The organism is Streptomyces gardneri, assembly GCF_006539185.1.
Taxonomy (GTDB): Bacteria; Actinomycetota; Actinomycetes; order Streptomycetales; family Streptomycetaceae; genus Streptomyces; species Streptomyces gardneri.
Genome location: NZ_BJMN01000007.1, coordinates 122,336 through 148,583, shown reverse-complemented (window position 1 = coordinate 148,583; position 26,248 = coordinate 122,336). Strand labels below are relative to the sequence as shown.

23 protein-coding genes are annotated in these 26,248 nt (G+C 72.6%); 10 read left to right on the top strand and 13 right to left on the bottom strand.

Going from position 1 to position 26,248, the window contains the following annotated elements; genetic code table 11:
• Positions 1-87: 87 nt before the first annotated feature.
• A complete protein-coding gene (locus SGA01_RS05980; protein WP_055639995.1) occupies positions 88-291 on the bottom strand; it encodes a DUF6229 family protein in 204 nt (67 codons plus the stop codon).
• Positions 292-719: 428 nt separating this feature from the next.
• Between SGA01_RS05980 and SGA01_RS05975 the strand changes: the two genes are divergently transcribed.
• Positions 720-3,080, top strand: coding sequence for an ATP-binding cassette domain-containing protein (locus SGA01_RS05975; protein ID WP_141294019.1), 2,361 nt, complete (start codon positions 720-722; stop codon positions 3,078-3,080).
• A 53-nt stretch (positions 3,081-3,133) separates the two neighbouring features.
• On the opposite strand, the gene melC2 is transcribed toward SGA01_RS05975, so the two are convergent.
• From melC2 to SGA01_RS05950, 5 genes are all read right to left on the bottom strand, one after another.
• Complete coding sequence (gene melC2, locus SGA01_RS05970) at positions 3,134-3,961, bottom strand: tyrosinase MelC2 (RefSeq protein WP_141294017.1); 828 nt, start codon at positions 3,959-3,961, stop codon at positions 3,134-3,136.
• Between the two features lie 23 nt (positions 3,962-3,984).
• On the bottom strand, positions 3,985-4,377 hold the full coding sequence (gene melC1, locus SGA01_RS05965; protein ID WP_141294016.1) for an apotyrosinase chaperone MelC1: 393 nt from the start codon (positions 4,375-4,377) through the stop codon (positions 3,985-3,987).
• Positions 4,378-4,667: 290 nt separating this feature from the next.
• The gene (locus tag SGA01_RS05960; protein ID WP_141294014.1) at positions 4,668-5,414 is read right to left on the bottom strand and encodes a succinate dehydrogenase/fumarate reductase iron-sulfur subunit; all 747 of its coding nucleotides are present in this window, start codon (positions 5,412-5,414) and stop codon (positions 4,668-4,670) included.
• Positions 5,411-7,393 (bottom strand): fumarate reductase/succinate dehydrogenase flavoprotein subunit, encoded by a 1,983-nt coding sequence (locus SGA01_RS05955; RefSeq protein ID WP_141294012.1) that lies wholly within the window; start codon positions 7,391-7,393, stop codon positions 5,411-5,413. Before SGA01_RS05955 ends, SGA01_RS05960 begins: the two co-directional genes overlap by 4 nt.
• A 1-nt stretch (position 7,394) precedes the next feature.
• Positions 7,395-8,120: a succinate dehydrogenase gene (locus SGA01_RS05950; protein WP_141294010.1), complete on the bottom strand. Its 726-nt coding sequence runs from the start codon at positions 8,118-8,120 to the stop codon at positions 7,395-7,397.
• Between the two features lie 96 nt (positions 8,121-8,216).
• On the opposite strand from SGA01_RS05950, the gene SGA01_RS05945 reads away from it, so the two are divergent.
• Entirely contained in the window at positions 8,217-9,125 is a 909-nt protein-coding gene (locus SGA01_RS05945; protein ID WP_141294008.1) for a LysR family transcriptional regulator, read from the top strand.
• Positions 9,126-9,230: 105 nt separating this feature from the next.
• Positions 9,231-11,408, top strand: a complete 2,178-nt coding sequence (locus SGA01_RS05940; protein WP_141294006.1) for a TerD family protein — start codon at positions 9,231-9,233, stop codon at positions 11,406-11,408.
• Positions 11,409-11,548: 140 nt separating this feature from the next.
• Here SGA01_RS05940 and SGA01_RS05935 read toward each other — a convergent pair whose 3' ends face one another.
• Positions 11,549-13,714: a putative bifunctional diguanylate cyclase/phosphodiesterase gene (locus tag SGA01_RS05935; protein WP_141294004.1), complete on the bottom strand. Its 2,166-nt coding sequence runs from the start codon at positions 13,712-13,714 to the stop codon at positions 11,549-11,551.
• Positions 13,711-14,523: an SAM-dependent methyltransferase gene (locus tag SGA01_RS05930; protein ID WP_141294002.1), complete on the bottom strand. Its 813-nt coding sequence runs from the start codon at positions 14,521-14,523 to the stop codon at positions 13,711-13,713. The genes SGA01_RS05935 and SGA01_RS05930 overlap by 4 nt, the downstream gene beginning before the upstream one ends.
• A 606-nt stretch (positions 14,524-15,129) precedes the next feature.
• Between SGA01_RS05930 and SGA01_RS05925 the strand changes: the two genes are divergently transcribed.
• The 3 genes from SGA01_RS05925 (at position 15,130) to SGA01_RS05915 (ending at position 17,252) form a co-directional block, all read left to right on the top strand.
• Positions 15,130-15,738 (top strand): hypothetical protein, encoded by a 609-nt coding sequence (locus SGA01_RS05925; RefSeq protein ID WP_229918397.1) that lies wholly within the window; start codon positions 15,130-15,132, stop codon positions 15,736-15,738.
• 20 nt (positions 15,739-15,758) lie between these two features.
• Positions 15,759-16,523, top strand: coding sequence for a bestrophin-like domain (locus SGA01_RS05920; protein ID WP_055640007.1), 765 nt, complete (start codon positions 15,759-15,761; stop codon positions 16,521-16,523).
• 165 nt (positions 16,524-16,688) lie between these two features.
• Positions 16,689-17,252 (top strand): hypothetical protein, encoded by a 564-nt coding sequence (locus SGA01_RS05915; protein ID WP_141293998.1) that lies wholly within the window; start codon positions 16,689-16,691, stop codon positions 17,250-17,252.
• Positions 17,253-17,379: 127 nt separating this feature from the next.
• Here SGA01_RS05915 and SGA01_RS05910 read toward each other — a convergent pair whose 3' ends face one another.
• Positions 17,380-17,898: a hypothetical protein gene (locus SGA01_RS05910; RefSeq protein WP_141293996.1), complete on the bottom strand. Its 519-nt coding sequence runs from the start codon at positions 17,896-17,898 to the stop codon at positions 17,380-17,382.
• Between the two features lie 416 nt (positions 17,899-18,314).
• Between SGA01_RS05910 and SGA01_RS05905 the strand changes: the two genes are divergently transcribed.
• Positions 18,315-18,980, top strand: a complete 666-nt coding sequence (locus SGA01_RS05905; RefSeq protein ID WP_141293994.1) for a class F sortase — start codon at positions 18,315-18,317, stop codon at positions 18,978-18,980.
• 64 nt (positions 18,981-19,044) lie between these two features.
• On the opposite strand, the gene SGA01_RS05900 is transcribed toward SGA01_RS05905, so the two are convergent.
• Both SGA01_RS05900 and SGA01_RS05895 read right to left on the bottom strand, forming a co-directional pair.
• The gene (locus tag SGA01_RS05900; protein WP_141293992.1) at positions 19,045-19,926 is read right to left on the bottom strand and encodes a polysaccharide deacetylase family protein; all 882 of its coding nucleotides are present in this window, start codon (positions 19,924-19,926) and stop codon (positions 19,045-19,047) included.
• 100 nt (positions 19,927-20,026) lie between these two features.
• The gene (locus SGA01_RS05895; protein ID WP_141293990.1) at positions 20,027-21,244 is read right to left on the bottom strand and encodes a CapA family protein; all 1,218 of its coding nucleotides are present in this window, start codon (positions 21,242-21,244) and stop codon (positions 20,027-20,029) included.
• 260 nt (positions 21,245-21,504) lie between these two features.
• Here SGA01_RS05895 and SGA01_RS05890 point away from each other — a divergent pair, with 260 nt between their 5' ends.
• The 3 genes from SGA01_RS05890 to SGA01_RS05880 all read left to right on the top strand — a co-directional run bounded on the left by SGA01_RS05890 (position 21,505) and on the right by SGA01_RS05880 (position 23,276).
• The gene (locus SGA01_RS05890; RefSeq protein ID WP_141293988.1) at positions 21,505-22,062 is read left to right on the top strand and encodes a sigma-70 family RNA polymerase sigma factor; all 558 of its coding nucleotides are present in this window, start codon (positions 21,505-21,507) and stop codon (positions 22,060-22,062) included.
• Positions 22,063-22,066: 4 nt separating this feature from the next.
• Entirely contained in the window at positions 22,067-22,504 is a 438-nt protein-coding gene (locus tag SGA01_RS05885) for a PaaI family thioesterase (RefSeq protein WP_229918395.1), read from the top strand.
• Positions 22,505-22,727: 223 nt separating this feature from the next.
• Positions 22,728-23,276, top strand: coding sequence for a hypothetical protein (locus tag SGA01_RS05880; RefSeq protein WP_141293986.1), 549 nt, complete (start codon positions 22,728-22,730; stop codon positions 23,274-23,276).
• Here the strand turns inward: SGA01_RS05880 and SGA01_RS05875 are convergent.
• Both SGA01_RS05875 and SGA01_RS05870 read right to left on the bottom strand, forming a co-directional pair.
• Positions 23,268-24,473 carry a sensor histidine kinase gene (locus SGA01_RS05875; protein WP_141293984.1) on the bottom strand — a complete coding sequence of 402 codons (1,206 nt, stop codon included), beginning with the start codon at positions 24,471-24,473 and terminating at the stop codon, positions 23,268-23,270. The genes SGA01_RS05880 and SGA01_RS05875 overlap by 9 nt on opposite strands.
• Positions 24,474-24,504: 31 nt before the next feature.
• Positions 24,505-26,238, bottom strand: a complete 1,734-nt coding sequence (locus SGA01_RS05870; RefSeq protein ID WP_055640016.1) for a sodium/solute symporter — start codon at positions 26,236-26,238, stop codon at positions 24,505-24,507.
• Positions 26,239-26,248: the final 10 nt, after the last annotated feature.

Genomic DNA, 26,248 nt, shown 5'->3' with positions numbered 1-26,248 from the left:
GATCCGGCCTGCCGTGGTGACGCGGGCCGGGGAGCCCGTGCGGGCTCCCCGGGTGGTGCGTGAGGTGCTGTGCCGTACGGCGGTTCGTCAGCAGCAGTAGCTGTGCCACGAACCGGTACAGCTGCTGCACCCGGTGAGCAGCGCCTCGGTGGCGTCGGTCAGGGCGGCCTCTCCGGCCGCACCGCCCACGTAGAGCGGTCCGGCCGGGTTGTCGGCGCCGAAGGCCGTCTCGGCGCCCTGGAGCCAGGCGGTGACGATCGCGTCGGTACGGGTGGCGGAGATGACGGGCATGCGTTTCCTCCTACGAGCCGGGATTGCGCGGAGCTACAGAATCCACCGGAGGATGTCCGTCCGAGACCTGCCAGAACCGGTCAAACTTCGACGGGGCGTTCCGTGGTCTCCGGCCCGGCCGGGGAGCCGCCGCCGTGCCGCCGGTCCGGTGTCCGCCGATCGGTGCGCCGGGACGCGAGCCGAGGTGGGTGACGGTGCCCGGCCTCGCGGGGCCGGTCCGACGAGCCGGCCCGCGCGGGGACGCGGTGGAGGGTGGTCGCGCCCGTCAAGTGGTGCGGACCGTGCACATTTCGCCATTCGCCGTCCGCCAGGCGGACGCTTCACACGCCCCGCGCGACCCCCGGATGGGCGGTGCCCGGCAGGGGCACGGCTCCCCCGCCCCACCCACCCGACCGGGGCAAACAGGAAGCCGTAGCTAATATCGACGCATGCAAGACAGCCCCCAGGATCCGTACGTCCGTGTCCGCGGCGCCCGCGAGCACAACCTCGCCGGGGTCGACGTCGACATCCCGCGCGACGCGCTCGTCGCCTTCACCGGGGTCTCCGGTTCGGGCAAGTCCTCGCTCGCCTTCGGGACGATCTACGCGGAGGCGCAGCGGCGCTACTTCGAATCGGTCGCGCCGTACGCGCGGCGGCTGATCCATCAGGTGGGGGCGCCGGCGGTCGGCGAGATCAGCGGGCTGCCCCCGGCGGTCTCCCTGGAGCAGCGCCGGTCCTCGCCGAACGCCCGCTCCTCCGTCGGTACGGTGACGACGCTCTCCAACTCGCTGCGGATGCTGTTCTCGCGGGCCGGCCGCTACCCGGAGGGCGCCGCGCGCCTGGACTCCGACGCCTTCTCCCCCAACACGGCGACGGGCGCGTGCCCTTCGTGTCACGGCATCGGCCGGGTCCACGAGACGAGCGAGGAACTCCTCGTCCCCGACCGGGACCTGTCCATCCGTGAAGGCGCCATCGCGGCCTGGCCGGGCGCCTGGCAGGGGAAGAACCTGCGGGACGTCCTGGACACCCTCGGGTACGACGTCGACCGGCCGTGGCGCGAGCTGGCCGCGAAGGACCGGGAGTGGATCCTCTTCACCGAGGAGCAGCCGGTCGTCACCGTGCACCCGGTGCGGGAGGCGGATCGCATCCAACGCCCCTACCAGGGGACGTACATGAGTGCACGGCGGTACGTGCTGCGCACCTTCGCGGACTCGAAGAGCACGACGCTGCGGGCGAAGGCGGAGCGCTTCCTGACGAGCGCGCCCTGTCCTGTGTGCGGCGGCAGCCGGCTGCGTCCGGAGGCGCTCGCGGTGACCTTCGCGAGGCGGTCGATCGCCGAGCTGGCCGCGCTTCCGCTGACGGTCCTGTCCGGGCTCCTCTCGGCGACGCCGGTGGAGGGCGCGGAGACGGCGCGGGTCCTCACCGAGGATCTCGTCGCCCGGATCGCGACGGTCACCGAACTCGGCCTGGGCTACCTCAGCCTGGACCGCGCCACCCCCACCCTCTCCAACGGCGAGCTTCAACGGCTGCGGCTCGCCACCCAGTTGCGTTCGGGACTCTTCGGCGTCGTGTACGTGCTCGACGAGCCGTCCGCCGGTCTGCACCCGGCCGACACCGAGGCGCTCCTCGTGGTCCTCGACCGGCTGAAGGCCGCCGGGAACTCGGTCTTCGTCGTCGAGCACCACCTCGACGTCGTCCGCCACGCCGACTGGCTCGTCGACGTCGGGCCGCGGGCCGGGGTGCACGGCGGGCGCGTCCTGCACAGCGGTCCGCCGGAGGGGCTGGCGGCCGTCGAGGCGTCCGCGACCCGGCGGTTCCTCTTCGACCGGGAACCGGTTCCCGCGCGGACGGTGCGGGTCCCGGCGGACTGGCTGCGTACGGGGCCGGTGACCCGGCACAATCTGCGGGCGGTCGACGCGGCCTTCCCCCTCGGTGTCCTCACCGCCGTGACGGGCGTGTCGGGTTCGGGCAAGTCGACGCTCGTCGGCGCGCTGACCGAGGAACTCCCCGGGGTGGGGCGCCTGGTGACGGTGGACCAGCGCCCGATCGGGCGGACCCCGCGCTCCAACCTCGCCACCTACACAGGACTGTTCGACGTCGTGCGGAAGCTCTTCACCGAGACGGCGGAGGCGAAGGAGCACGGATACAAGGCGGGCCGCTTCTCCTTCAACGTCCCCGGCGGACGCTGCGAGACCTGCCAGGGGGAGGGCTTCGTGTCGGTGGAGCTCCTCTTCCTGCCGAGCACCTACGCGCCCTGCCCCGACTGCCACGGCGCCCGGTACAACCCGGAGACGCTCCGGGTGCGGTGGCGCGGGCTCACCATCGCCGAGGTCCTTGACCTCACCGTCGAGTCGGCCGCGGAGTTCTTCGACGACATCCCGGCCGCCGCCCGGAGCCTGCGGACGCTGCTGGACGTGGGCCTCGGCTATCTGCGGCTCGGGCAGCCGGCGACGGAGCTGTCCGGCGGCGAGGCGCAGCGCATCAAGCTCGCCTCGGAGCTCCAGCGCCCGCGCCGCTCCGCGACGCTGTACGTGCTCGACGAGCCGACGACGGGGCTGCACCCAGCGGACGTCGAGGTCCTCATGCGCCAGCTCCACGGCCTCGTGGACGCGGGCCACTCCGTGATCGTCGTCGAGCACGACATGGACGTGGTCGCCACCGCCGACTGGGTCCTCGACCTGGGCCCGGGCGGCGGCGACGAGGGCGGCCGGATCGTGGCCGCGGGCCCCCCGGACCGGGTGGCGCGGGCCGCGGAGAGCCGCACCGCGCCGTATCTGCTCCGGGCCCTGGGGCCCGCCGGACGGTCCTGAGGTCCGTCCGGCGGGATCGGGGCCGACGGAGCCGAGGCCCGGGTCCGGCGGGGTCAGGCTGCCGTGTCGAAGGTGTAGTGGCGGGTGTGGTCCAGCATGTCCGCCGGGGTCACGTCGTTCCACGGACGCATGGTGTCGCCGAGGTCGACGACGTTCGCGGTGCCCGCGGCCGGCAGGTACGAGGACTTGGGGTGGCGGGCCTGCCAGTCGGCCCACAGCTTGTCGATGAAGGCGTGGTGCAGCCAGAACACGGGGTCGTTCGGGGAGACCCCGGTGCCCATCTGGCCGCCGACCCAGACGTGGACGCGGTTGTGGAGGTTCACACCGCGCCACCCTTCGAGGTGGTTGCGGAAGCCGTCCGACGAGCTGTTCCACGGCGCCGTGTCGTAGGTCTCCATGGCGAGGACGGAGTCCACCTCGGCGCGGGTGGGGAGCTGGCGGCCGCCGGCGCCGAGGTCGCGCCGGAGGTAGTCGCGGCTGTCGACGCGGACGTTGATCGTCCAGCGGTTGCCGCTGCGGGCGAACGCGCCGTCGAGCACCTGGCCGTCGCGGGCGCGCCCGGTGCCGCCGAGGAAGTCGCGCGCCCACAGCGAGGAGCGGGAGGTGCGGTCGGCCGTCCAGTCCCAGTAGGGGAGGTTGACGGTCGGGTCGACGGACTGCAGCGCCTGCTCGAACTCTATGAGGAAGCGCCGGTGCCAGGGCAGGAACGACGGCGAGCGGTGGCCGACGCGGTCGCCGTTGTCGGTGTCGCTCATGATGAAGGCGTTGTGCGTGGTGACGAAGGTGTCGTACCGCCCGGAGCGCTTGAGCTCCAGGAGGGCGTTGACGAAGCGCCGCTTCTCGTCGGCGGTGAGGGAGGCCTGGTTCTTGCGTACGGTCATGACGGGTGCCGTTCCTGGATCGATCAGCCGAGGGTGAGGGGTACGAGCGGGGCGCCCTGGAGTTCGCGGACGGCCGCGCGGGCCAGCGACTTGGGCGTGGCGACGGGCTCGTAGTGGTTGATGACGCTGATCCAGGTGCCGTCGGCGTTCTGCATGACGTGCAGCTCCTCGCCGTCGATCGTCACGGAGTAGCCGCCTCCGTGGTGCCCCCCGTGGTGGCCTCCGCCGTGCGCGGGCCCGCCCTGGATGCGGCGGCCCTGATAGACCTCGTCGAAGGGCGCCGGGGCCGGGCCGGCCGCGGGAGCGGCGGCTCGGGGAGCGTCGGCGACGGCGGAGCCGGCCAGGGCGAGGCCCGCGGCGGCGCCGGCGGCGCCTGCCGCGACGCCGAGAGCCCGGCGGCGGGTGATGTGGGACATGAAACCCCCTAGTTGGTCTGTGCGACCGGGGGTTTGGTCATATGCCCCCGGCAGCGCCCATCACTACCCGGGGGTGGGGGCGGGGCGGAAATCGCCGGACGTCGGTTGGCTACGAAGTGGACAACTTGCAACAAAATGTACAGAGTTGAACGGAGTTGATCTTGCTGTCCGGGTGGCAGGCGACACCCCTGAGCGAAGATCTTACGGAGAAAGTGATCATTTTGTGAATGATCTTTCGCCGCAGGGCCCGCCGTGTGGCGGAGCCCACGTCGCAAGACTGTCCGGATGCCCTACCCCTTCACCTTCCTCCGCGCCCGCAGCCACTCCCTGTTCATCGCCGTGATCGACGGCAGCGGGATGCCCTTCGGACAGGCCGTCGCGCACTCCCCCGTCAGCGTGCAGCCGCCGAAGCCCTCCGCGTCCATCTGGGCCACCATGTCGAGGACCCTCGTCTCGCGTTCCGGAGAGCCCTGCGGGAGGACGTTGAGGTGGTTGATCTTGGCCGAGGTGAAGAGCATCGCCGAGCCGTTGGGGCAGGCCGCCACGCAGGCCCCGCAGCCGATGCACTCCGCGTGCTCGAAGGCCGAGTCGGCGTCGGCCTTCGGCACGGGGGTCGCGTGGGCCTCGGGTGCCGAGCCCGTGGGGGCGCTGATGTAGCCGCCGGACTGGATGACGCGGTCGAAGGCCGAGCGGTCGACCACGAGGTCCTTGACGACGGGGAAGGCCGCCGCGCGCCAGGGCTCGATGTCGATCGTGTCGCCGTCGCGGAAGGAGCGCATGTGGAGCTGGCAGGTGGTGGTGCGCTCGGGGCCGTGCGCGTCGCCGTTGATGACGAGGCTGCACGCGCCGCAGATGCCCTCGCGGCAGTCGTGGTCGAAGGCGACGGGGTCCTCGCCGCGCAGGATGAGCGCTTCGTTGAGGGTGTCGAGCATCTCCAGGAACGACATGTCGGCGGAGATGCCGTCGACGTCGTAGGTGGACATGGCGCCGGGGGCGGCGGCGTCGCGCTGGCGCCAGACGCGCAGGGTGAGCTTCATGCGTAGCTCCGCTGGGTGGGGTGGACGGACTCGAAGGTGAGGTCCTCCTTGTGGAGGACGGGTGAGGTGCCCGGCGCCGTGCCGTGCTCTCCCGGGGGGAGACCCCCGGACCCCCGGAATTCCCAGGCCGCCACGTACGCGAACTCCTCGTCGCGGCGCGCCGCTTCGCCGTCCGGCGTCTGGGACTCCTCGCGGAAGTGGCCGCCGCAGGACTCGGCGCGGTGGAGCGCGTCGAGGCACATCAGTTCGGCCAGCTCCAGATAGTCGACGATGCGGTTGGCCTTCTCCAGGGACTGGTTGAACTCTTCGCCCGTGCCGGGGACCTTGACCCGGCGCCAGAACTCCTCCCTGATCTGCGGGATGCGGGCGAGGGCCTTGCGCAGGCCCGTCTCCGTGCGGGCCATGCCGCAGAACTCCCACATGAGTTCGCCGAGTTCGCGGTGGAAGGAGTCGGGGGTGCGGTCGCCGTCGACGGCGAGGAGGAGGTTCAGCCGGTCCTCGGTCTCGGCGAGGACGTCGCGTACCGCCGGGTGCTCGTCGGTGACCGGCTCGGCGTGGGGATGGCGGGCGAGGTAGTCGTTGATGGTGGCGGGGAGGACGAAGTAGCCGTCGGCGAGGCCCTGCATCAGGGCGGAGGCGCCGAGCCGGTTGGCCCCGTGGTCGGAGAAGTTGGCCTCGCCGATCGCGAAGAGGCCGGGGACGGTCGTCTGCAGGTCGTAGTCGACCCAGAGTCCGCCCATCGTGTAGTGCACGGCGGGGTAGATCCGCATGGGGACCTCGTACGGGTTCTCCGCGGTGATCCGCGCGTACATGTCGAAGAGGTTGCCGTACCTCTCCTCGACCGCTCCCCTGCCCATGCGGCGGATGGCGTCGGCGAAGTCGAGATAGACGCCCTGGCCGCCGGGGCCGACGCCGCGGCCCTCGTCGCAGACGTTCTTCGCGGCGCGGGAGGCGATGTCACGGGGGACGAGGTTGCCGAAGGAGGGGTAGATCCGCTCCAGGTAGTAGTCGCGCTCGTCCTCGGGGATCTCGGCCGCGGGACGGGTGTCGCCCTTGGCCTTCGGGACCCAGATGCGGCCGTCGTTGCGCAGGGACTCGCTCATCAGGGTCAGCTTGGACTGGTGGTCGCCGGTGCGCGGGATGCAGGTGGGGTGGATCTGGGTGAAGCAGGGGTTGGCGAAGTACGCGCCGCGCCGGTGGGCCCGCCAGACGGCGGTGGCGTTGGAGTTCATCGCGTTCGTCGACAGGTAGAAGACGTTGCCGTAGCCGCCGCTGGCGAGGACGACGGCGTCGGCGTAGTGGGTGGAGATCTCGCCCGTGATCAGGTCGCGGGCGACGATGCCGCGGGCCCGCCCGTCGACGACGAGCAGGTCGAGCATCTCCGTACGGGCGTGCATCTCGACGTTGCCGGCGGCGATCTGCCGGGACAGCGCCTGGTAGGCGCCGAGGAGCAGCTGCTGACCGGTCTGGCCGCGGGCGTAGAAGGTACGGGAGACCTGGACGCCACCGAAGGAGCGGGTGTCGAGGAGTCCGCCGTACTCTCGGGCGAAGGGCACGCCCTGGGCCACGCACTGGTCGATGATCTCGACGGAGATCTGGGCGAGGCGGTGGACGTTGGACTCGCGGGCCCGGAAGTCGCCGCCCTTCACGGTGTCGTAGAAGAGCCGGTGGACGGAGTCGCCGTCGTTGCGGTAGTTCTTGGCGGCGTTGATGCCGCCCTGCGCGGCGATGGAGTGGGCGCGGCGCGGGGAGTCCTGGAAACAGAACTGGACGACCTGGTAGCCCTGTTCGGCGAGGGTGGCGCCGGCGGAGCCGCCGGCGAGGCCGGTGCCGACGACGATGATCCGGTGCTTGCGGCGGTTGGCGGGGTTGACCAGCTTGGCCTCGAAGCGGCGGGTGTCCCAGCGCTCGGCGACGGGCCCGGCGGGGGCCTTGATGTCGGTGATCGGCTCACCGGTGGCGTACTCGGAAAAGGTCATGTCAGCTCACCACTCCGGTCATGACGGCGACGGGGACGGAGACGAAGCCCGCGGTCAGGACGAGCGCGAGGGTGTTGGCGAGGACCCTGAGGAGTCGCTCGCGGCGGGCGTTGCCGACGCCCAGGGTCTGGGCGGCGCTCCAGAAACCGTGGCGGACGTGGAGGCCGACGGCGAGCATGGCGACGATGTAGATGACGTTGCCGTACCAGGTGGAGAAGGTGTCGACGACGTTCTGGTAGGGCTTGCCCTCCTCGAAGCCGCCGGGATGAACGGTGCCGGTGGTGAGGTCGAGGATGTGCCACACGATGAAGAGGGCGAGGATGATGCCGCCCCAGCGCATGGTGCGGGTGGCGTACGAGGCGCGCTTGCGGCGGTGGACGTACGCGGTGGGGCGGGCCTTCACGTCGCGCCGGCTGAGCTGGTAGGCGGAGACGGCGTGGGCGCCGACGGCGGCGAGGAGCACGATCCGGACGAGCCAGAGGGCCCACTCGTGGTGCAGGACGGGGGCGCCCATGACCCGCAGCCAGTGGCCGTAGGCGTTGAACTCCTCGGGGCCGAAGAAGACCTTCAGGTTTCCGGCGACATGGGCGACGAGATAGCCGAGCATGAACAGCCCGCTGACGGCCATGACCGTCTTCTTGCCGAGGGTCGATGACAGGAATCCGCGTGACGGTGTGGGGGACGGCGGGCGGCCCGTCGTCCGGTCCCTCGTGGGTGCCAGAGCCATGCTCACGACGCTAGGGCCGAAGGACCCCAGAGGTCCAAGACATGGTGCGGCTGATCTCGATAGGCATCACCTATCCATGTCGCATACGCTGGGGTCATGCAGTTCCAGCAGCTCCTCTACTTCGTCGCCGTGGCCGAGACCCGGCACTTCACGCGGGCGGCCGAGCGCGTCCATGTCTCACAGCCCTCGCTCTCCCAGCAGATCAAGGCCCTGGAACAGGAGTTGGGCGCCGAGCTGTTCAGCCGGGCCAGGGGGAACATCACGCTCACCGACGCGGGCGAGGCGCTGCTGCCGCTCGCGCGCCGCATCCTCGCCGACACCGAGACGGCACGGCTCGAGGTGCAGGAGCTGGCGCAGCTCAAGCGGGGCCGGGTGCGGCTCGGCGCGACCCCGAGCCTGTGCACGGGGCTCCTTCCTGACGTGCTGCGCGCCTTCCACGACCTGCACCCGGGGATCGAGCTCCTCATCGAGGAGGGCGGCTCGCACGATCTCGTACGGGAGCTGGCGCGCGGGGCGCTCGACCTGGCGCTCGTCGTCCTGCCGCTGCCGTCACCGTCACCGGCGCTCACGACGGTCGAGCTGCTCCGGGAGGACCTGGTCGCGGTCTCCTCGGCCTCGGCGCCCGCGCCGACCCGGCCGGTGCGGATCAAGGACCTGCGGGACCAGCCGCTCGTGATGTTCCGGCACGGTTACGACCTGCGGGAACTGACCGTCGCGGCCTGCCGTGCGGAGGGCTTCGAGCCCACCTTCACGGTCGAGGGCGGGGAGCTGGACGCGGTGCTCGGTTTCGTCCGTGCGGGGCTCGGGCTCGCGGTCGTCCCCGCGATGGTCGCGGCGCGGGCGGGCCGCGACCTGAGGGTGACGGCGCTCGCCCGGCCGGGCCTGCGCCGCACTATCGCCCTGGCCCACCGCAGCGACGTGGCGCCGCCCCGGGCGGCGCGGGAGCTCCAGCGGGTCCTGCTCGCCTCGCTCCGGAGGAACCCGGCGCGCGACGCGGACGCCTGACCGGAGACAGCAGCCGGAGCACCCCCGACCGGGCGGCGGTGACCGACCGAGGCGGTGGGACAAAACCCCGTGCGGTCGGCGGTCGGCGGCTGCGAGCATGCCCGTATGGTCCACGCTCTCGAACACCTGGTCGTCCGCCATACCCACCGTCTCCCGTCTCCCGCCGGCCCGGCCGGGGACGGGGCCGCCGCCGCGCGCCGGTTCGACGCGGCCCTGATGACCGCGGGGTTCAAGCTCTCGGCCGAGCTGATCGAGCGCCTTTCGGGGTTCGCCGAGCCGACCGTCGTCGAGACCGCCGTCCGCACGCTCGCCACGGTCCGCGAGCTCGTCGGCGACCACGTCCGGCACAACGTCTACTTCATCGACTTCCCGGCCAACGTGCCGGACACGCTCGAATTCTGGATCGCCTGCGTCGCCGAGACGCTCGACGACGGCGACGCCCGCGCCCGGACGCTCGACCAGCTGCGCGAGGGCGTCCTCGATCTGCTGACCCTCCCCTCGTACGGCCGGTACCGGCACACGTACGAGGAGATGCTCGCCGCGCACGACGAGCTGATCGCGGCGGCGGGTGACCGGCTGACCGTGCTGCACCTCGGCGATGACGGGGAGACCGAGGTCACCGCGCTCTATCTGGCCCTGGCCGGGAGCACGACCCCGCTCGGCGAGGAGCACCTGAGCGATCTGGCCGTGCTGGCCGAGCACGGCGCGGACGGCCCCCAACCCGAGGAGATCCCGGTCCGGGAGAACCGCGGCGTCGTCAACCACGCCCGACTCCGGGCGGGCGCGACTCCGCTGTTCGACACCGTGACGGACGTCCTGCGGCTGGCCTGCGCCCTCGCGGAGGGCGATGTCACCCTGCGGGAGCCCACCCGGTTCCGCGCACTGTCCCGCCCGTACCGCCGCACCCTTCTCGCGGGGCTCGACGCGGTCGTGGCCGCGTCCCCGGCCAAGTTGTCGGACGTGTCCGCGCACGCGGAGGCGTGGAAGCGCCTCGGGGAGCGGCTGCACCCCCACGAGTACCCTCACTGGCCGCACGCCGCCGAGGTGTTCGCCGTCGCCCGGGGCGAGCGGAAGGCCCCGTCGTTCGACAGCCGCGTGGAGGAACTGCTCACGCGGGGCGATGTCGTGGCAGCGGCGGAGCTCCTTGCCTCGCACGCCCCGGGGCGGCTGTTCCGCGCGCTGGACCGGCTGCTGCGCACCGCGGCGGACGGCAAAGAGCGGGAGGCGGTGCTCGCGGCCGTCGAGCGGGCCGCGCCGGAGGTGTCGGGCCGGGTCGTCCTGTCGGTGCGCGAGCACGTCCGAAACCGCGCGGGCGGGAGCGGCGGGGAGCGCCGGGTGTTCGTGAACCGGGAGGGCAAGGCCTGGGTCGCCGACGACACGCGTCCGCCGCTGGATGAGGCCGACCGCGAGCGGCTCGTCGCGGTCCTCGATGCCGAAACCCGGCGCCGACTCCCGTCCCCGGGGCACCTGTTGATCGACCCCGACGTCCTGGACGTGGCCCTGCCGCTGAGCGGCCGGGCGGCCTCGGCGGGGCTCGGTGTCCTGCCGCGCGGCTCCGTCTCGCCGGTCGAGGGCGAACTGCTGCGCTTCTTCACGCACTGGAGGGAGGCGCGGCACACGACCGACCTCGATCTGTCGGCGCTCGTCCTGGACGCGGACTACGCGACCGTGACCTGGCTGTCGTACACGGCCCTGACCGATGTCGAGGGCCGGCACTCGGGTGACGTCACCGCGGCCCCGGACGGCGCTTCGGAGTTCATCGACCTGCGACTCGGCGCGGTACGCGGCACGTTCATCGTGCCGCAGGTGCACGTCTACTCGGGCGAGGGCTTCGACCAGGTGGCGGAGGGCTTCTTCGGCTTCATGCTGCGCGAGTCCGAGCAGCGCGGCCGGCCGTTCGAGCCGCGTACGGTGCGCATGAAGTCGGATCTGCGCGGCCCCGGCCGGGTGGCGCTGCCGCTCGCCTTCCGCCGGGACGACGAGGGCCGCTGGCACGCGCACTGGCTCCACCTCTACCTGCAGGGCGAGCCGTCGGCGAACCAGGTCGAAGAGCACCGGGTGTCGATCGCGGTCCTGCTGCGCGGCCTGATGGGGCGCAGTTCTCTGACAGTCCGTCACCTCGTGTCGCTGATGCAGGAGTCGGGGGCGCGGACGACACTGTGGGACGGCCGGACGGTGCCGGACGCCCCGGTCACGTACATCGGTCTGGAACGGCCGGACAGCCTCGCCCCCGGCTCGCGCGTGTTCACCCCGGAAAATCTACGCGACCTGCTGCCCGCCTGAGTGTTACGGTCGTTCCGGGGCGAGGCCATGGAGAGGCTTCCTTCTCATACTCCTTGAATAGCCTCTCCGCTTTCCTCCCCCGTACTTCTTCCCGGCCTCCCCGCTCCGTGCGGGGAGGCCGGTTTCGTACGTGCCGGCCCTCAGACCGCGTCCGCCAGGAGCAGCGAGTGGATGCGGTCCGGGGCGCCGGGGCGGGCGTAGTACCAGCCCTGCGCCGTGTCGCAGCCGAGGTCGCGGAGCCGGCGGGCCTGGGCGCCGGTCTCCACGCCCTCGACCGTGACGGCGAGCTCCAGACTGTGCGCCAGCGAGACGATCCCCTCGACGATCTTGAGGTCGACCGGGTCCACCGGGTGCTGCTGCATGCCCCGGGTGAAGGACCTGTCGAGCTTCAGGACGCTCACCGGCAGGCGGCGCAGGTTGGCGAGGTTCGAGTAGCCGGTGCCGAAGTCGTCGAGCGCGATGTCCACGCCCATCTCGGCGAGCTGCCGCAGCGGCTTCAGCAGGTCCTCGTCGGCACCGATCAGCGCCGACTCGGTCACCTCCAGGCAGAGCGCGCCCGGTTCGAGCCCCGACCGCTCGAGGACGTCGACGGTGTCGGCGACCAGCCGCGGGTGGTGCAGCTGGGTCGGGGACAGGTTGACGTTGATCCGCAGCGGTCCGCCGTCGGAGTGCCGTGCCTGCCAGAAGCGGGCCTGGCGCACGGCCTCCTGGAGCACCCAGCGGCCGAGCGGCACGATGAGGCCGGTGTCCTCGGCGAGCGGGATGAACCGGTCGGGGCCGAGCACGCCGTGCTGCGGGTGGCACCAGCGGACCAGTGCCTCCGCCCCGTGGACGCTGCCGTCGCCGAGGTGGACGAGCGGCTGGTACTCGATGAAGAACTCGCCGCGCTCCAGGGCCGTGGGCAGCGCCGTCGTCAGACCGTGCCGGGTGATGGCGCGGGCGTCGGCCTCGGCGTCGGCGAGCTCGAAGCGGTTGCCGCCCGCGGACTTGGCGCGGTACATGGTGATGTCGGCGCTGCGGAGCACCTCGGCCGGGGTCCGCTCCCCCGCCGGTCCCTCGACCACACCGAGGCTGCCGCGGACGGTCAGTTCGCGGCCGTCGATGCGCAGGGGGGTGGCGAGGGCGTTGAGGATACGGTCGGCCAGTTCGGTGACGTCCCGTTGGCCGGCGCACCCGGTGGTGAGGGCGACGAACTCGTCCCCGCCGAGCCGGGCCACCATCTCGCCCGGGCCGGTGACGCAGCTCTGGAGCCGGTCGGCGACCTCGACGAGCAGCCGGTCGCCGGCGGAGTGGCCGAGGCTGTCGTTGATGACCTTGAAGCCGTCGAGGTCGAGGTAGCAGAGGCCGAAGCGGGCGTTGTCGCCGGAGACGAGCGCCTTCTCCAGGCGTTCGAAGAACAGGGTCCGGTTCGGCAGCCCGGTGAGGGCGTCGTGGGTGGCCTCGTACCGCAGGCGCAGGTGGAGCAGCCGCCGTTCGGTGGTGTCCTCCATCAGCGCGAGCTGGTACTGGGGCCGTCCGTCGGCGTCGCGGAGGAGCGAGACGGTCAGGTTGGTCCACAGAACCGTTCCGTCGCCTCGGTAGTACGGCTTCTCGACCCGGTAGGACTCGCGCTCGCCGCGGACGAGCTCCTCGTACAGCTTCCAGACGTGCGGGCCGTCCTCCGGGTGGACCCACTCGCTGACGTTCCGGCTGCGGACCTGGCCCTCCATCCCGCCGAACATGCGGGTGAGGGTCTCGTTGACCTCCAGGACGTTGCCGTCGAGGTCGGCGATGCCGATGCCGATGGCCGCCCCGTCGAAGACCGCGCGGAAGCGGCTCTCGGTGGCGTGCAGGGCGATCTCGGCGGCGCTGCGGGCGGCGAGCGCGGAGCGGGCGATCGCCTCCTGTTCGGCGCGGGTCCGCTCGCGCAGGGCCTGGGCGTAGCCGGTGGCCATGGCGTGCTGGAGCCGGGCGCAGCGGGCGCGCAGCTCCTCGGCGGGGACGTCGGACTCCGTACCGCAGTAGAGGACCAGGTACGAGTCGACGACGCCGAGGCTGCGGCCGAGGGCGTCGGGGTCGGTGCAGTGGGCGGCGACGAGGCCCTCGCCGGCGCGCTGGGCCGGGGTCGTGTCGAAGGGCCGGGCGTGCAGCGCGTCGCACAGGGTGCGGGCCAGCGGCAGCAGATGCCCCTCGAACTCGGTGCGGGTCAGCGAGGTGGCCGTCACCGGGAAGATCGCGCGGCTCCAGATGGTGACGAACCGCCTGAGTCTGTCCTCCGGACCGTCCGCCTCGGCGACGGAACCGGTGGGCTGCGACGGGACCTTCACGCCTTGCGCCCCACCCCTGCGAAACCGGAGAAGGCGTACGGATCCTCCTCCTCGACCGGACTGTCCGGTCGCCAGGCCGGCATCGGGACGAGGCCGGGCTCGACCATCTCGGTGCCGTCGAAGAAGCGGGCGATCTCGGCGCCCGACCGCATCACCAGGGGGTTGCGGATGTTCCGGTAGACACCGACGGTGCCGCCCGCCTGCTCCTGCGTGAGCGGGATGCCCTCGTAGGAGGCGTGGGTGACGACGAGGAGGCTGCCGGGCGCGAGGGCGTCGATGAGCTCGGCGACCGCCTCGTACGGACGGTCCTGGTCCTCCAGGAAGTGGAGGACGGCGACGAGGAGCAGGGCCACCGGCCGGTCCAGGTCGAGGAGTCGGGTCACCTCGGGGCTGTAGAGGATGTCGGCCGGCTTGCGCAGGTCGGCGGAGACGACCGTGGCGGTCTCGTCCCCCTCCAGGACGGCGCGGCTGTGGGCGACGGCGACCGGGTCGTGGTCGACGTAGACGACCCGCGCGGCGGGGTCGGCGGCCCGGGCGACCTCGTGCACGTTCCCGAAGGTGGGTATGCCCGAGCCGATGTCGAGGAACTGCGTGACGTCGTTGTCAACGGCGTGGCGGACGGCGCGACGCATGAAGGCACGGTTCGCCTGCATGATCTTGGGGAGGCCAGGCATGAACTCCATGGCCTTGCGCGCCGCTTCCCGGTCCACTTCGAAATTGTGCGAGCCGCCCAGATAGAAGTCGTACATACGGGACACGCTCGGCACCGAAATGTCGATACCCGGCGGAGCCCAGGCGGGACGCTCCATCAATGTCTCCAACAAGTCGCCATGGGGGATGCGGCCATGTGTTCGCGGCCGGTGTTCGAGGTGAGGCTACTGATCGCCCGCCGGGAGAGCGAGTAGAAACGGAAATTAGCGGTCCGTTCTTGGTCACACGTCATTGGCACATGCTCGTGGAGCGCAGAGTTCACGCCTTCAGCTCGTGCAAATTCACGTGCATATGAGTGTGCGTCGACTTCCCGGCCGGTGTCAGCCGCACCTTACGGGGGCCCAGGCCCTTGGCGCACCTCGGTCGTTGCCGCCTGCGCGGCCCCGTCGACGACTCGGGGAGCCCCGCCGGCCGACGCCCCCGGCAGGGCGACAACCGGACACTTCTTGCACAGGGGCCCTCACGGAGTCCCATGGAGTACCGCCGGAGTACCGACGAGACCCTGACTAAGTCAGGTCGCCGGCCCGCCGAAGCGGAGATGAGCGCGGGCGCCGAATCGCACGGCTCGGCGATACCCGGTCATTGCGCCGAATCCGCCTCCGGGCCGCCGAAACGTCAAACCACGCGTCGTGAGAACCCCACCATCCGGCGAATCCCCGCCGATTCGGCCCCGGTTCGCCGCGCCTGTGATCAAGCTCGACGGCGTGTCTCTGTACGGATCACTCCTCGCGCGGTCGCTGGCGGCCCTCGGACTGGTGTGGCTGCTCGCCGCACCCGTCCCCGCCGCCGCCGACTCCTGCGCCTACGCCACGACCGGCCCCGACGGTTCGCACACCTCGGTGGCGGTCATCGGGCCGGGCGCGTGCTCACCCACCCCCGCACCACCACCGCCTCCGCCGCCCACGAAGCCGGCGCCCAGGCCCACGACGCCGAAGCCGCAGCCTCAGCCGCAGCCCCCGACCGTCCCGGCGCCACCCCCGCCTCCCGTACGGACGACGACGCCGCCGCCTCCCCCGGTGACGACCCCCGCACCGCGCCCGGAGCCCGCCTCCCCCGCACCGGCCACCCCGGTCCCGCCGGAGCGCACTCCGGCGCCCGCGCCGCCGGCGTCACCTCCCGCCCCGGCGCCCGCGCCCGCCCCCACGGCCAGCGCGCGGCCCCGGCCCGCGGCCCCCGGGCCCGTCGCCCTCCCGCACTACCGCCGCACCTCGCGGCCCCAGCCGAAGGGCGGCACGTCCGTCGTCACGATGACGCTGGTGATCATCGCCCCCGCAGTGCTCGCGACCGCGATCCTGCGCCCCCGCTCCCGCTGAACTCCCCCTGAGGTCCCTTCATGTCCGAATGGCTCGTGCTCACCCTCGCGATGGCCGCCGCCTGCGCCGTCGTCCTGACCATCGTCGTCATCAACCACCGTCGTATCCCTGAGGACGACGACCCCAGCGAGACCCCCGACGTCATCGAGTACATGACGATGATGATCGGCGTGATCTACGCGATCGTCCTCGGTCTCGCGATCGCCGGCGTCTGGGAGGCCCGCGGTGCCGCCCAGGAGACCGTGCGGCAGGAGGCCCAGGCGATGCACGAGATCTCGGCCCGTGCCGAGGTCTATCCCGTGGACGTCCGCACCAGGATCCGCGCCGACGTCGACGCGTACGTCGCGTACGTGGTCGACGAGGAGTGGACGTACATGTCCGAGAACGGCGAGCTGAGCGAGGAGGGCACCGCCCTCCTGGAGAAGGTGCGCCGCAGCGTCACCGACTACCAGCCCGCCAACGACTTCGAGGGGCAGGCCTACCAGCCGCTGGTCGACCAGGTGGCCGCGGCCGACGACGCCCGGGGCGCTCGCGGGCAGAGCGCGGGGGCGACGATGCCGGGGGTGGTCTGGTTCGGCCTGATCATCGGCGCCCTGGTGACCGTCGGTCTGATCTTCACGCTCCAGATCCGCAGAACGGGCCGGGAGGTGCTGCTCGCCGGGCTGTTCAGCGTGCTGATCGCGTTCCTGCTCTTCCTGATCTGGGACTTCGACGCGCCGTTCGGCCGGGGCATCTCCGCCACCGCCACGCCGTTCACCGATCTGTTCCCGCAGGTCACGGGGTGAGTCAGGGCGTCCGAATGGGCCGCACGAGGGACAAGCGTGCCCCATTCGCACGTCTGGGATCGCGGCTGTGGTAGTGCGCTCCTAGCGTGTCGGGCATCGAGGTGCATGCAGCCTTTCGCGGAAATCCCGTTCCGCGGCTGCCCCTCGGGACCCGGAGGATTCACCATGCGCGCGATACGTGCCGCGTCCACTGCCCTGCTGGGGGCGGCCGCCCTCGCCCTGGCCGCCCCCGCCACCGTCGCCCACGCGGCGGAGGGTGCCCCCGCCACCAATCCGCGGGCACCGGGAGCGAAGGCACCGGGCGATTTCGTCGTGTCGCCCTCGGTCGTCGCCCCGGGCGGGCGGGTGACGCTGAGGGCCCCCGGCTGCGCCAGTACGGCGACGGCCTCGGCCGGCATCTTCGACACCGTGGTCATCGCCCCGAACTCGACGGCGACCGCCACCGTGGACTTCGACGCCCGGCCCGGCGCGGTGTACACGGTGTCGTTCAACTGCACCGGCGGCGTGCAGGACACCGTCGATCTGACGATCAGCGGTACGCCCACGGCCACCCCGACCATCAGCGCCACGCTGCTCACTCCCCCGCGCGGGGTGCGGGGCGGTCTCGGCGGGTCCGTGGACGAGGTGAATACCGGAATGCTCGCGACCGGTACGGCCCTGGTCCTGACCGCCACCACCGGTGTCGTGTACGTGGTCCGGCGCCGCTCCGGCTCCTCCCGCCGCCACTGACCGGGAACGATGGAAGCGTGACGCGGACCGGACCCGCGACCGGCGTCCCCGGACGCCCGTCGCCCCCGGGTCCTCGCGAGGACTCGGGGGCGACGGGCACAGCAGGCCGACCGGGAGGTTCGGCCGGTCAGACTCCCGCGCCGGTCATACGGCGACGACGGATGATGAAGAGTCCGCCGCCGAGCGCGGCGGCGGCGACCAGGCTGCCGCCGACGGCCATCTCGGTGGAGCTGGGTGCCAGCGAACCGCCGAGACCGCCCTGCGCACCACGGCCCGGGAGGACGCGGAACGACTCCGTGACCACGTTGGAGCCGCCGTTGCACCTGACAGCCAGGTTGTAGTTGCCGGGCGTGGCGTTGTTGTGGACGCGGGCAACGGCGGTGTTGAGGTTGTTGCCGCCCGAGAGGGTGGCGTCCGGGAAGGCGTTGGACGTGACCGTGCCGCCACGGTTGCAGCCCCTGGCGGTGATCGTGAGCGTCGACCCCGGGTGGACCTCGAAGGGGCTGACGGTGACGTCTCTCGGGGTGTTGTTGGAGCCACCGGTGACGACGTTGCCCGGGCCGTAGGTGGCGGCGGCGAGGGGTGCGGCGAGCCCGACCGCCGCGAACGCGGTGGCGGCCACCGCCAGAGTGCGTGCAGCACGCATGGTTGAACCTCCAGTGGAAGACGCCCCAAAGCGGTGCTCCGGGAAATTCGACGAGTACGCCTTCCATGACGAACCATCACAAGTCGGGGCAAGCCGTGCACGTCGGCGCTGGTCCACCTCGGTGAGGCGACACGCCCGGAATCGACCCCGCGCACGGGACGGAACCGCAGGTCACAGCCGCCCAGGGTGCTTATCTGACGAATACTCGGATGGGCCAGCCGTTTGTCACCCGGCTGTCCCCACGGGGAGCGCACCGGCCCCCGGAGCGCGCCCGGCGGTCCGCGTTCGCCGGTTCTCCGGCCGCTCTCCCGCGCCCCTGCACCCGTCCGGCGGCGCCCCCCACCCGTTCGCCGCGTCCGGGGCGACGGACCGTCCCCCCGCCCTTACCGTTCTGACGACGCCACGAAGGGAGAACCATGCCCCCGAAGGACTTCCGCGTCTTCGAGCGCAGGAGACGCCGACCCTGGGGCGTCCTGGCCCTCGCCATGCTGTCCGGGCTCGCCATGATGCGCAACGGGGTCGATGTCGCCCCCGGACCGCCCCAACCCGCCGCCGCCGCACGGCCCGTGGCGCGGCCGGTCGTCCCGCCGCCGCCGACGGAGGCGACCACCGGTCTGGAGCCGCTGCCCTTCGCGCCGGCCTCCCGGATCAAGATCCCCGCGATCCGGGTCGCCGCGCCGATCATGGACGTGGGCCTGGACGCGGACGGCTGGGTGGCGGCGCCGCCCCCGCAGGACGCCAACCTCGCCGGCTGGTACCAGAACGGCATCTCCCCCGGCCAGCGCGGCACTTCGGTCGTCGTGGGCCATGTCGACAACGCGCAGGGCCCGGCGGTCTTCTACGGCCTCGGGTCGCTGGAGAAGGGACAGCACGTCGAGGTCGAGAGGTACGACGGCCGGGTCGCCGTCTTCGAGATCTACGGTGTCGAGGTCTACGCCAAGAACGACTTCCCCGGCGTGCAGGTCTACGCGGACACCGGGCAGCCCGAACTCCGGGTGATCACCTGCGGCGGCGGCTACACACGGGCGCACGGCTACGACGGGAACGTCGTCGTGTACGCCCGCATGGTGGGCTCCCGCTGAGCTTCGCGGCGCACGGAGGGCCCCGGCATCCACAGGTGCCGGGGCCCTTCGCGTACGGCCTTCGTCAGCGTCTCGGGACGGTGATGTGGTAGCCCGCGTCGAGGAGTTCGGGCAGATAGCGGCGGAGCGCGGCCACGCTCTGGGAGCGGTCGCCGCCCGCGTCGTGGGAGAGGACGACGGCGCCGGGTGCGGCGCCGTCGAGCACGCGGCGGACGATCGTGCCCGTACCGGGCTCCTTCCAGTCGAGGGTGTCGACGGTCCAGGCGAGCGGCTCCATGCCCAGCTCGGCGCCGATCTCGAAGGAGTGCCGGTTCCAGGCCCCGTAGGGGGCGCGGTACCAGAGCGGCGCCGCGCCGAGGGTCCGCTCGACGACCTCGCTGGTGGAGCCGAGTTCGTCGCGGATCCGGGAGGGCCGCAGCTTGGGGATGAGGGGGTGGGACCACGAGTGGTTGCCGACGACGTGTCCGTCGGCGGCCATCTCCCGCAGCAGGTCCGGGTTCTCGACGGCCATCTCGCCGCAGACGAAGAACATCGCCCGGCATTCGTACCGGCGCAGGGTCTCCAGGATGGCCGGGGTGTAGCGGGGGTCGGGGCCGTCGTCGAAGGAGAGCACCATCGAACGGCCGACCCCCGACATGCTGAGGAAGGGCCGCCGGCGCACGGGCGGCACCGCGCGCCGGAAGGCCGGGGGCGCGTACGCGGTCATCGGCTGCAGCCGGTACGAGGAGGGGTGCAGCCGGGCCGCGCGCGCCGCCTGCGGACCGGCGGCCGGCGCCGCTCCGGGCCCCGCACCCGGCGGGCCCTGGGGTGCGGGGGCGGCGCCCGCGGGTCGCTCGGGCTCGCCGAAGCGGTCCACAGCGAGGTATCCGAGGGTGGCCGTGGCGCCGAGCGCCGCGGCGAGCCGCAGTACCGCCCGGCGCCCGTAAGGCATCTGATCCTTTTTCATGACCAATGGTTCGTCCGGGCGAGGGCCCGCCCGGCTCATCGACACCGGCCCCCTGTCCGAAAACACCCGATGAGCCGATAGCCCTGGCAAGGCCGTCGCCCTACTTCCCCATCGTCAGGCCGTCCTTCTCGGCGCCCCTGCCGAGGACCACCTGCCGGATCGTCTCGCGGATCGAGGTATGACGCGGGTCGCCGTCGCCCGATGAGCCGAGGTTGACGACCCGGCCCCGGCCGGTGTCGAACCACTGCGGGACGAACTCGGCCTTGGTGACCTCCCAGCGCGCTCCGGGCTCCTTGGGCGGGGCGAAGGTGAAGCGGCCGAGGGTGCCCTGGTTGCCCCGGGGGTCGAAGGCGCCCTCGTGGTTGATCATGTCTCCGGCGATCTGGTCGCCCATCCCGTAGACGATCCAGGTGCCGTTGACCTTCTCGTACGCCTGCGGGACATGGGCGTGCGTGCCGATGATCAGGTCGATGTCGGGTCGGCCGCCGCTCGTGGATGCGGTGAGCGCCCGGCCGAGGGAGAGCTGCCGCTCGTCGGCCGCCGTCTGCCACTCGGTGCCCCAGTGGACGCTGACCACGACGACGTCGGCGCCGGCCGCGCGGGCGGCCCTCGCGTCGGCGATGACCTTGCCCTCGTCGAGCAGCCGCACCGCCCAGGGCTGCCCCTCGGGCAGCGGGTAGCCGTTGGTGTCGTAGGTGTAGGCGAGCTGGGCGACGGTGGCACCGCCCGCCTTCATCAGCGTGGGTCGCCCCGCCTCCTCGGCGGTACGGGCGGAGCCGGCGTGCCGGATCCCGGCCGCGTCCAGGGCGTCGAGGGTGCGGCGGAGACCGTCCGCGCCGTCGTCGAGGGTGTGGTTGGAGGCGGTGGAGCAGGAGTCGTACCCGGTGGCCTTGAGGGCGGCGGCGACCTCGGGCGGCGACTTGAAGGCGGGGTAGCCGGTGTAGGGGCCGCCCTCCTTCCCGTACACGGTCTCCATGTGACAGATGGCCAGGTCGGCCGGGGCGACGACGCTCCTGACGCCGGCGAGCATGGGGCCGAAGTCGTAGCCGTCGCCGCCGGCGTCCTGGGCCGCGCGCCGGATGATGGAGTCGTGCGGGAGGACGTCACCGGACGCGACGAGGGTGAATCCGGCGGGTGCGGAGGCTGCGCCCGGGGCGGCGGACGGCGGGGGCCCGCTCCGCTCGGCGGCGGGCGGGCGGTCCGAGATCCCGGGGGCCGGGGTGCCACCGCCCTGGGCGCTGCCCCCGGTGCAGCCCGTGGCCGCCGCGACGACGAGGGCGGCGACCGCCACCGCCGCCGTTGTGGTGCGTGAGGTCATCTACGGCACTCCGCTCAACTCTTGCTATGAACACCTGTTCTGAAGAATTGATCGCGCGGGAAAGCCGCAGTCAAGGGTCAAGGCCGCACAAGCTCATGAACCACACCGAAACGGACGCAACCACTCCGCCTGACCGTTCGCCGTACCATTCGCCGCTCCGTGCGACCGTTCGTCGCATACCGATGTCCCTTCCCTGTCTCTCCGCTTCCGGATGCGTTCGTATACCGCCGGGACGAGGAGCCGAGGGAGAGGCACAGAGCATGACGACGGCGACGACCGAAGAACGGCACCTGGAGGACTTGCAGCGGGACCACGGCCCGGCGCTGCTCTCCTTTCTCCTCGGCCTGACCTACGGGGACCGGCAGCGCGCCGAGGACCTCGCGCAGGAGACACTCGTGCGCGCCTGGCTCCACCCCGAGGCCTTCGAGGGGCCCTACGAGTCGATGCGGCCCTGGCTCTTCACCGTGGCCCGCCGGCTGGCCATCGACGCCCGCCGCTCACGCCTGGCCCGGCCCGCCGAGATCGGCGACGGCGTCCTCGCGGTCACACCCGACCCCGCCGACGCCACCGCCTCCGCCGAGGCCGCGCTCGACGTACGGGCCGCCGTCCGCGAACTGAGCCCCGAGCACCGCGAGGTGCTCGTCCGGATCTACTTCCACGGCCTGACCGTCAACGAGGCCGCCGTCGACCTCGGCATCCCCGCCGGGACCGTCAAGTCCCGCTCGCACTACGCCCTGCGGCAGCTCGGCCGATCCCTGCCCGGCTACCGCCCGCGCCGCGCGGGCGTTGCCCGGCCGCGGGCCGCGGCCCCACAATGACGCCGTGACGCCGACTCCCGACGCCGCGGCCCTGACCCCCACCGCCGCCGCCGAAAAGATCCTCGCCGACAACTTCGCCCCCTGGGTGCTCGACCTGGGGCTCACGATCGAATCCGCCGACGGCTCCGGGGCCGTGCTCCGGCTCCCCTGGTCCGACCGGCTCGCCCGGGAGGGCGGCGGCCTCTCCGGGCAGGCCCTGATGGCCGCGGCCGACACCGCGACGGTCATCGCGGTCGCGGCGGCCCGCGGCGGCTTCGTCCCGATGACGACCGTCCAGCAGTCCATCACCTTCCAGCGGGCGGTCGTCGGGAGCGACGTCCTGGTGCGGGCCCGGCTGACCAAGTCGGGCAAGCGGATGGCCTTCGCCGACATCACGATGACCGCCGACGGCACGGAGGAGATCGCCGCCCACGCCACCGCCGTGTACGCGCTGCTCGGCTGAACGGGCCACGCCCCCTCTCACCGCGGCCGCCCGCACCACTCCTCCCCCGCCTGCCACCTGTGGTAACAGGAATCCCACCAGCACCGATCCGGCCGGGAAACGTATCCGAAACCACACCGGCGAGTTGAGCAAAGCGGGACCCGCGGGGGCCCTTCACGGTGGAGGCTCTCCCCCGGGCCCCCGACGTCCGGGGCCCGACGTCCGGGAGAAGAAGGTGGGAGCGTTGCTGCCCGAGAGCACGAACGGCACCGGCGGCAGGAGCGGCGGCGGGCTCGCCGTCCCGATGGCCTGGCTGTGCGCCGAGTACCTGGCCGACGAGGTGCTGCGGACTGCCGCGCTCGTGGCGCCCGGCTCGCTGGAGTACCGGGCCGGCCTCCAGGCCCTGGCCCTCACCGTCCATCTGACGGAGGACGCGGACGACGCCGACCGGCCGGACGGCGCCGAGGGGCCCGGCGGCCGCAGGGCCCCCGTACGGATCGAGGCCCTGCTGCGCCGTACAGCGCACGACCGTCCCTGGACCTCCTGGGTCGAGGAGCGGCTCGCGGAGCGCCTCGCGGCGGAGGGGGAGGGACCCGACCTGGCCCTCGCCCTGACCGCCTGGCGACGACTGCGCGACACCTGGGTGCGCGCCGCCGACCTGGACGGCCCCTCCACCGGCGACTCCGGGGCGGCGACGGACGCTCCCGCGCCGGTCGACGAGCAGGACCAGGTCTGGCTCCCCGCCTGGAAGCTGGGCCTGCCCCTCGCCCACCTGTCGCTCTACCTATGCTGAACGGTGCACGCCCGGACGGTACTTGGGAATGCGCACCGTCACCTTCATCCCCGCGCCGACCCCGGTCTCGATGACGAGACCGTGCTCCGCCCCGTAGACCTGCCGCAGCCGCTCGTCCACGTTGGAGAGACCGATGCCGGAACCCGCCGGGTGCTCCCCGCGCAGGACGGCCCGCAGCAGCTCCGGGTCCATGCCGACACCGTCGTCCTCGACGGTCACCACGGCCTCGGCGCCCGCGTCCCGGGCGGCGATCGTCACCCGGCAGCCCCGCTCGCGCTCCTGGAGGCCGTGCTTGACGGCGTTCTCCACGAGGGGCTGGAGGCAGAGGAAGGGCAGGGTCACCGGCAGCACCTCGGGGGCGATCTGGAGCGTCACCTTCAGCCGGCTCCCGAAGCGCGCCCCCGCGAGCGCCAAGTACTGCTCGATGGAGCGCAGTTCGTCGGCGAGCTGGGCGAAGTCGCCGTGCCTTCGGAAGGAGTACCGGGTGAAGTCGGCGAACTCCAGAAGGAGTTCCCTGGCCCGCTCGGGGTCCGTGCGGACGAACGAGGCGATGGCGGCGAGGGAGTTGAAGATGAAGTGCGGCGAGATCTGGGCACGCAGGGCCCTGATCTCGGCCTCCACGATCCGGGTCCGCGAGCGGTCGAGCTCGGCCAACTCCAGCTGGACGGAGACCCAGCGGGCCACCTCGGTCGCGGCCCGCACCAGGACCGCCGACTCCCGTGAGCCGTAGGCGACGAGCGCGCCGAGGACCCCGTCCTCGCCGGTGAGCGGGGCGATCACCGCCCAGCGCAGGGGGCAGGCCGGGTCGTCGCAGTCGGTGTGCGCGGACCTGCTGCGGCCGGTGTCGAGGGTGTCGGCTGCCAGCGCGGGGACGTGCGCCCGATGGTGGTCGCCGCCGGGTCCGTCCCAGGCGAGGACCGCGCTCCGGTCGGTGAGGCAGAGCGCCTCGGTGCCGAGCAGCGAGCGCAGTGTGCTCGCCGCCTTGCGGGCGGTCTCCTCGGTGAGCCCGGCGCGCAGGGGCGGCGCGGCGAGCGAGGCCGTGTGCAGGGTGTGGAAGGTGGCCCGCTCGACGGGGGTGCCGAGGTCGGGATCGGCGGTACGGCCCCCGCGCCGGGCGGTGAACCGCCCGAGGACGAAGCCGACCGCGAGCAGCACCGCCCCGACGGCGGCCGCGGCGGCGAGGGCGATGCCGGTCATCGGCGTACCCCCCGGGAAGGAGCGGTGCCGGTCATCGGCGTACCTCCTGGGAGGGGACGGAGCCGGTGAACTCCTCCGGCAGGTGGAGCCGGGCGAGGAGCGCCGGGGTGCCGGGCGGGATCCGGCCGGGGGTGGCGAGCGAGACGAGGACCATCGTCAGGAAGCCGAGGGGGACGGACCAGACGGCGGGCCAGGCCATCAGGGTGTGGGCCCAGCCCTCGGGCGCGAGCCCGGCCCGGGTCGCCATCACGGCCGCGAGGGCCGAGCCGCCGCCGAGCAGGAGTCCGGCCATCGCGCCGGGCGGGGTGAGCCGCCGCCACCAGATGCCGAGGACGAGCAGCGGGCAGAAGGAGGAGGCGGAGACCGCGAAGGCGAGGCCGACGGCGTCGGCGACCGGCACCTTGGAGGCGACGACGCCGACGCCGAGCGGGACGGCGGTGGCCAACAGGGTCGCGAGGCGGAAGTGGCGCACGCCCCGGGAGGGCAGCACGTCCTGGGTGAGGACGCCGGCGACGGACATGGTGAGCCCGGACGCGGTGGAGAGGAAGGCGGCGAAGGCCCCGCCCGCCAGGAGCGCGCCGAGGACGTCGCCGGCGAGTCCGCCGAGGATCCGCTCGGGAAGCACGAGCACGGCGGCGTCGGCGGAGCCCGTGAGGGCGAGCTCGGGGGCGTAGATCCGGCCGAGCGCTCCGTAGAGCGGCGGCAGCAGGTAGAAGGCGCCGACGAGGCCGAGCACGACGAGGGTCGTCCGGCGGGCCGCGCGGCCGTGGGGGCTCGTGTAGAAGCGGACGGCGACGTGCGGCAGGCCCATGGTGCCGAGGAAGGTCGCGAGGATCAGTCCGTAGGTGGCGTACAGCTGGTGTCCGTCGTGTCCCCCGGCGAGCGGCTGGGACCAGCCGAGGGGATCGGTGCCGCTGGCGGCCCTCTCGGGGAGCACCGATCCCGGGGCGAAGGCGAGTTCGGTCCCGGCGAGGACGTGATGGGTGCCCGGGGCGAGGGTGACGGTCCGGTGCTCGTACGGGACGGCGTCGACGCGGCCGGTGACGGTGACGGTCAGCGGGGCGTCGAGGCCGATCCGTACCGTGTCGGCGACCCGGACGACGGTGTGCTCGCGGAGCACCGCGGGGGCGTCGAAGCGGGCCCGGGGAGCTCCGTCCCCGTACCAGGCGGCGAGGAGGAAGAGGGCTGGGACGAGCAGGGCGGTGAGTTTCAGCCAGTACTGGAAGGCCTGGACGAAGGTGATGCTGCGCATCCCGCCCGCCGCGACGGTACCGGTGACGACGAGGGCGACGAGCAGCCCGCCGACCCAGTCGGGAGCGCCGGTGAGGATCTCCAGGGTGAGTCCCGCGCCCTGGAGCTGCGGCAGCAGGTAGAGCCAGCCGATGCCGACGACGAAGAGGCTGGCGAGGCGGCGGGCCCGCCGGGATTCGAGGCGGGCCTCGGCGAAGTCGGAGAGGGTGTACGCGCCGGAGCGGCGCAGCGGGGCGGCGACGAGGACGAGCAGGACGAGGTATCCGGCGGTGTAGCCGACCGGGTACCAGAGCATGGCGGGGCCCTGGACGAGGACGAGTCCGGCGATGCCGAGGAAGGAGGCGGCGGAGAGGTACTCGCCGCTGATGGCGGCGGCGTTGAGGCCCGGCCTGACGGTCCGGGAGGCGACGTAGAAGTCGGACGTCGTGCGGGAGATCCGCAGGCCGAGGGCGCCGATGAGGACGGTCGCGAGGACGACGGCGGTGACGGCCGCGACGGCGTAGGTCTGGTTCACGCGGGGTGCT

Coding starts and splice junctions, on each gene's coding strand:
- SGA01_RS05980 (WP_055639995.1), bottom strand. CDS start 291: ATGCCCGTCATCTCCGCCACCCGTACCGACGCGATCGTCACCGCCTGG.
- SGA01_RS05975 (WP_141294019.1), top strand. CDS start 720: ATGCAAGACAGCCCCCAGGATCCGTACGTCCGTGTCCGCGGCGCCCGC.
- melC2 (WP_141294017.1), bottom strand. CDS start 3,961: ATGACCGTACGCAAGAACCAGGCCTCCCTCACCGCCGACGAGAAGCGG.
- melC1 (WP_141294016.1), bottom strand. CDS start 4,377: ATGTCCCACATCACCCGCCGCCGGGCTCTCGGCGTCGCGGCAGGCGCC.
- SGA01_RS05960 (WP_141294014.1), bottom strand. CDS start 5,414: ATGAAGCTCACCCTGCGCGTCTGGCGCCAGCGCGACGCCGCCGCCCCC.
- SGA01_RS05955 (WP_141294012.1), bottom strand. CDS start 7,393: ATGACCTTTTCCGAGTACGCCACCGGTGAGCCGATCACCGACATCAAG.
- SGA01_RS05950 (WP_141294010.1), bottom strand. CDS start 8,120: ATGGCTCTGGCACCCACGAGGGACCGGACGACGGGCCGCCCGCCGTCC.
- SGA01_RS05945 (WP_141294008.1), top strand. CDS start 8,217: ATGCAGTTCCAGCAGCTCCTCTACTTCGTCGCCGTGGCCGAGACCCGG.
- SGA01_RS05940 (WP_141294006.1), top strand. CDS start 9,231: ATGGTCCACGCTCTCGAACACCTGGTCGTCCGCCATACCCACCGTCTC.
- SGA01_RS05930 (WP_141294002.1), bottom strand. CDS start 14,523: ATGGAGCGTCCCGCCTGGGCTCCGCCGGGTATCGACATTTCGGTGCCG.
- SGA01_RS05920 (WP_055640007.1), top strand. CDS start 15,759: ATGTCCGAATGGCTCGTGCTCACCCTCGCGATGGCCGCCGCCTGCGCC.
- SGA01_RS05915 (WP_141293998.1), top strand. CDS start 16,689: ATGCGCGCGATACGTGCCGCGTCCACTGCCCTGCTGGGGGCGGCCGCC.
- SGA01_RS05910 (WP_141293996.1), bottom strand. CDS start 17,898: ATGCGTGCTGCACGCACTCTGGCGGTGGCCGCCACCGCGTTCGCGGCG.
- SGA01_RS05905 (WP_141293994.1), top strand. CDS start 18,315: ATGCCCCCGAAGGACTTCCGCGTCTTCGAGCGCAGGAGACGCCGACCC.
- SGA01_RS05900 (WP_141293992.1), bottom strand. CDS start 19,926: ATGAAAAAGGATCAGATGCCTTACGGGCGCCGGGCGGTACTGCGGCTC.
- SGA01_RS05895 (WP_141293990.1), bottom strand. CDS start 21,244: ATGACCTCACGCACCACAACGGCGGCGGTGGCGGTCGCCGCCCTCGTC.
- SGA01_RS05890 (WP_141293988.1), top strand. CDS start 21,505: ATGACGACGGCGACGACCGAAGAACGGCACCTGGAGGACTTGCAGCGG.
- SGA01_RS05875 (WP_141293984.1), bottom strand. CDS start 24,473: ATGACCGGCATCGCCCTCGCCGCCGCGGCCGCCGTCGGGGCGGTGCTG.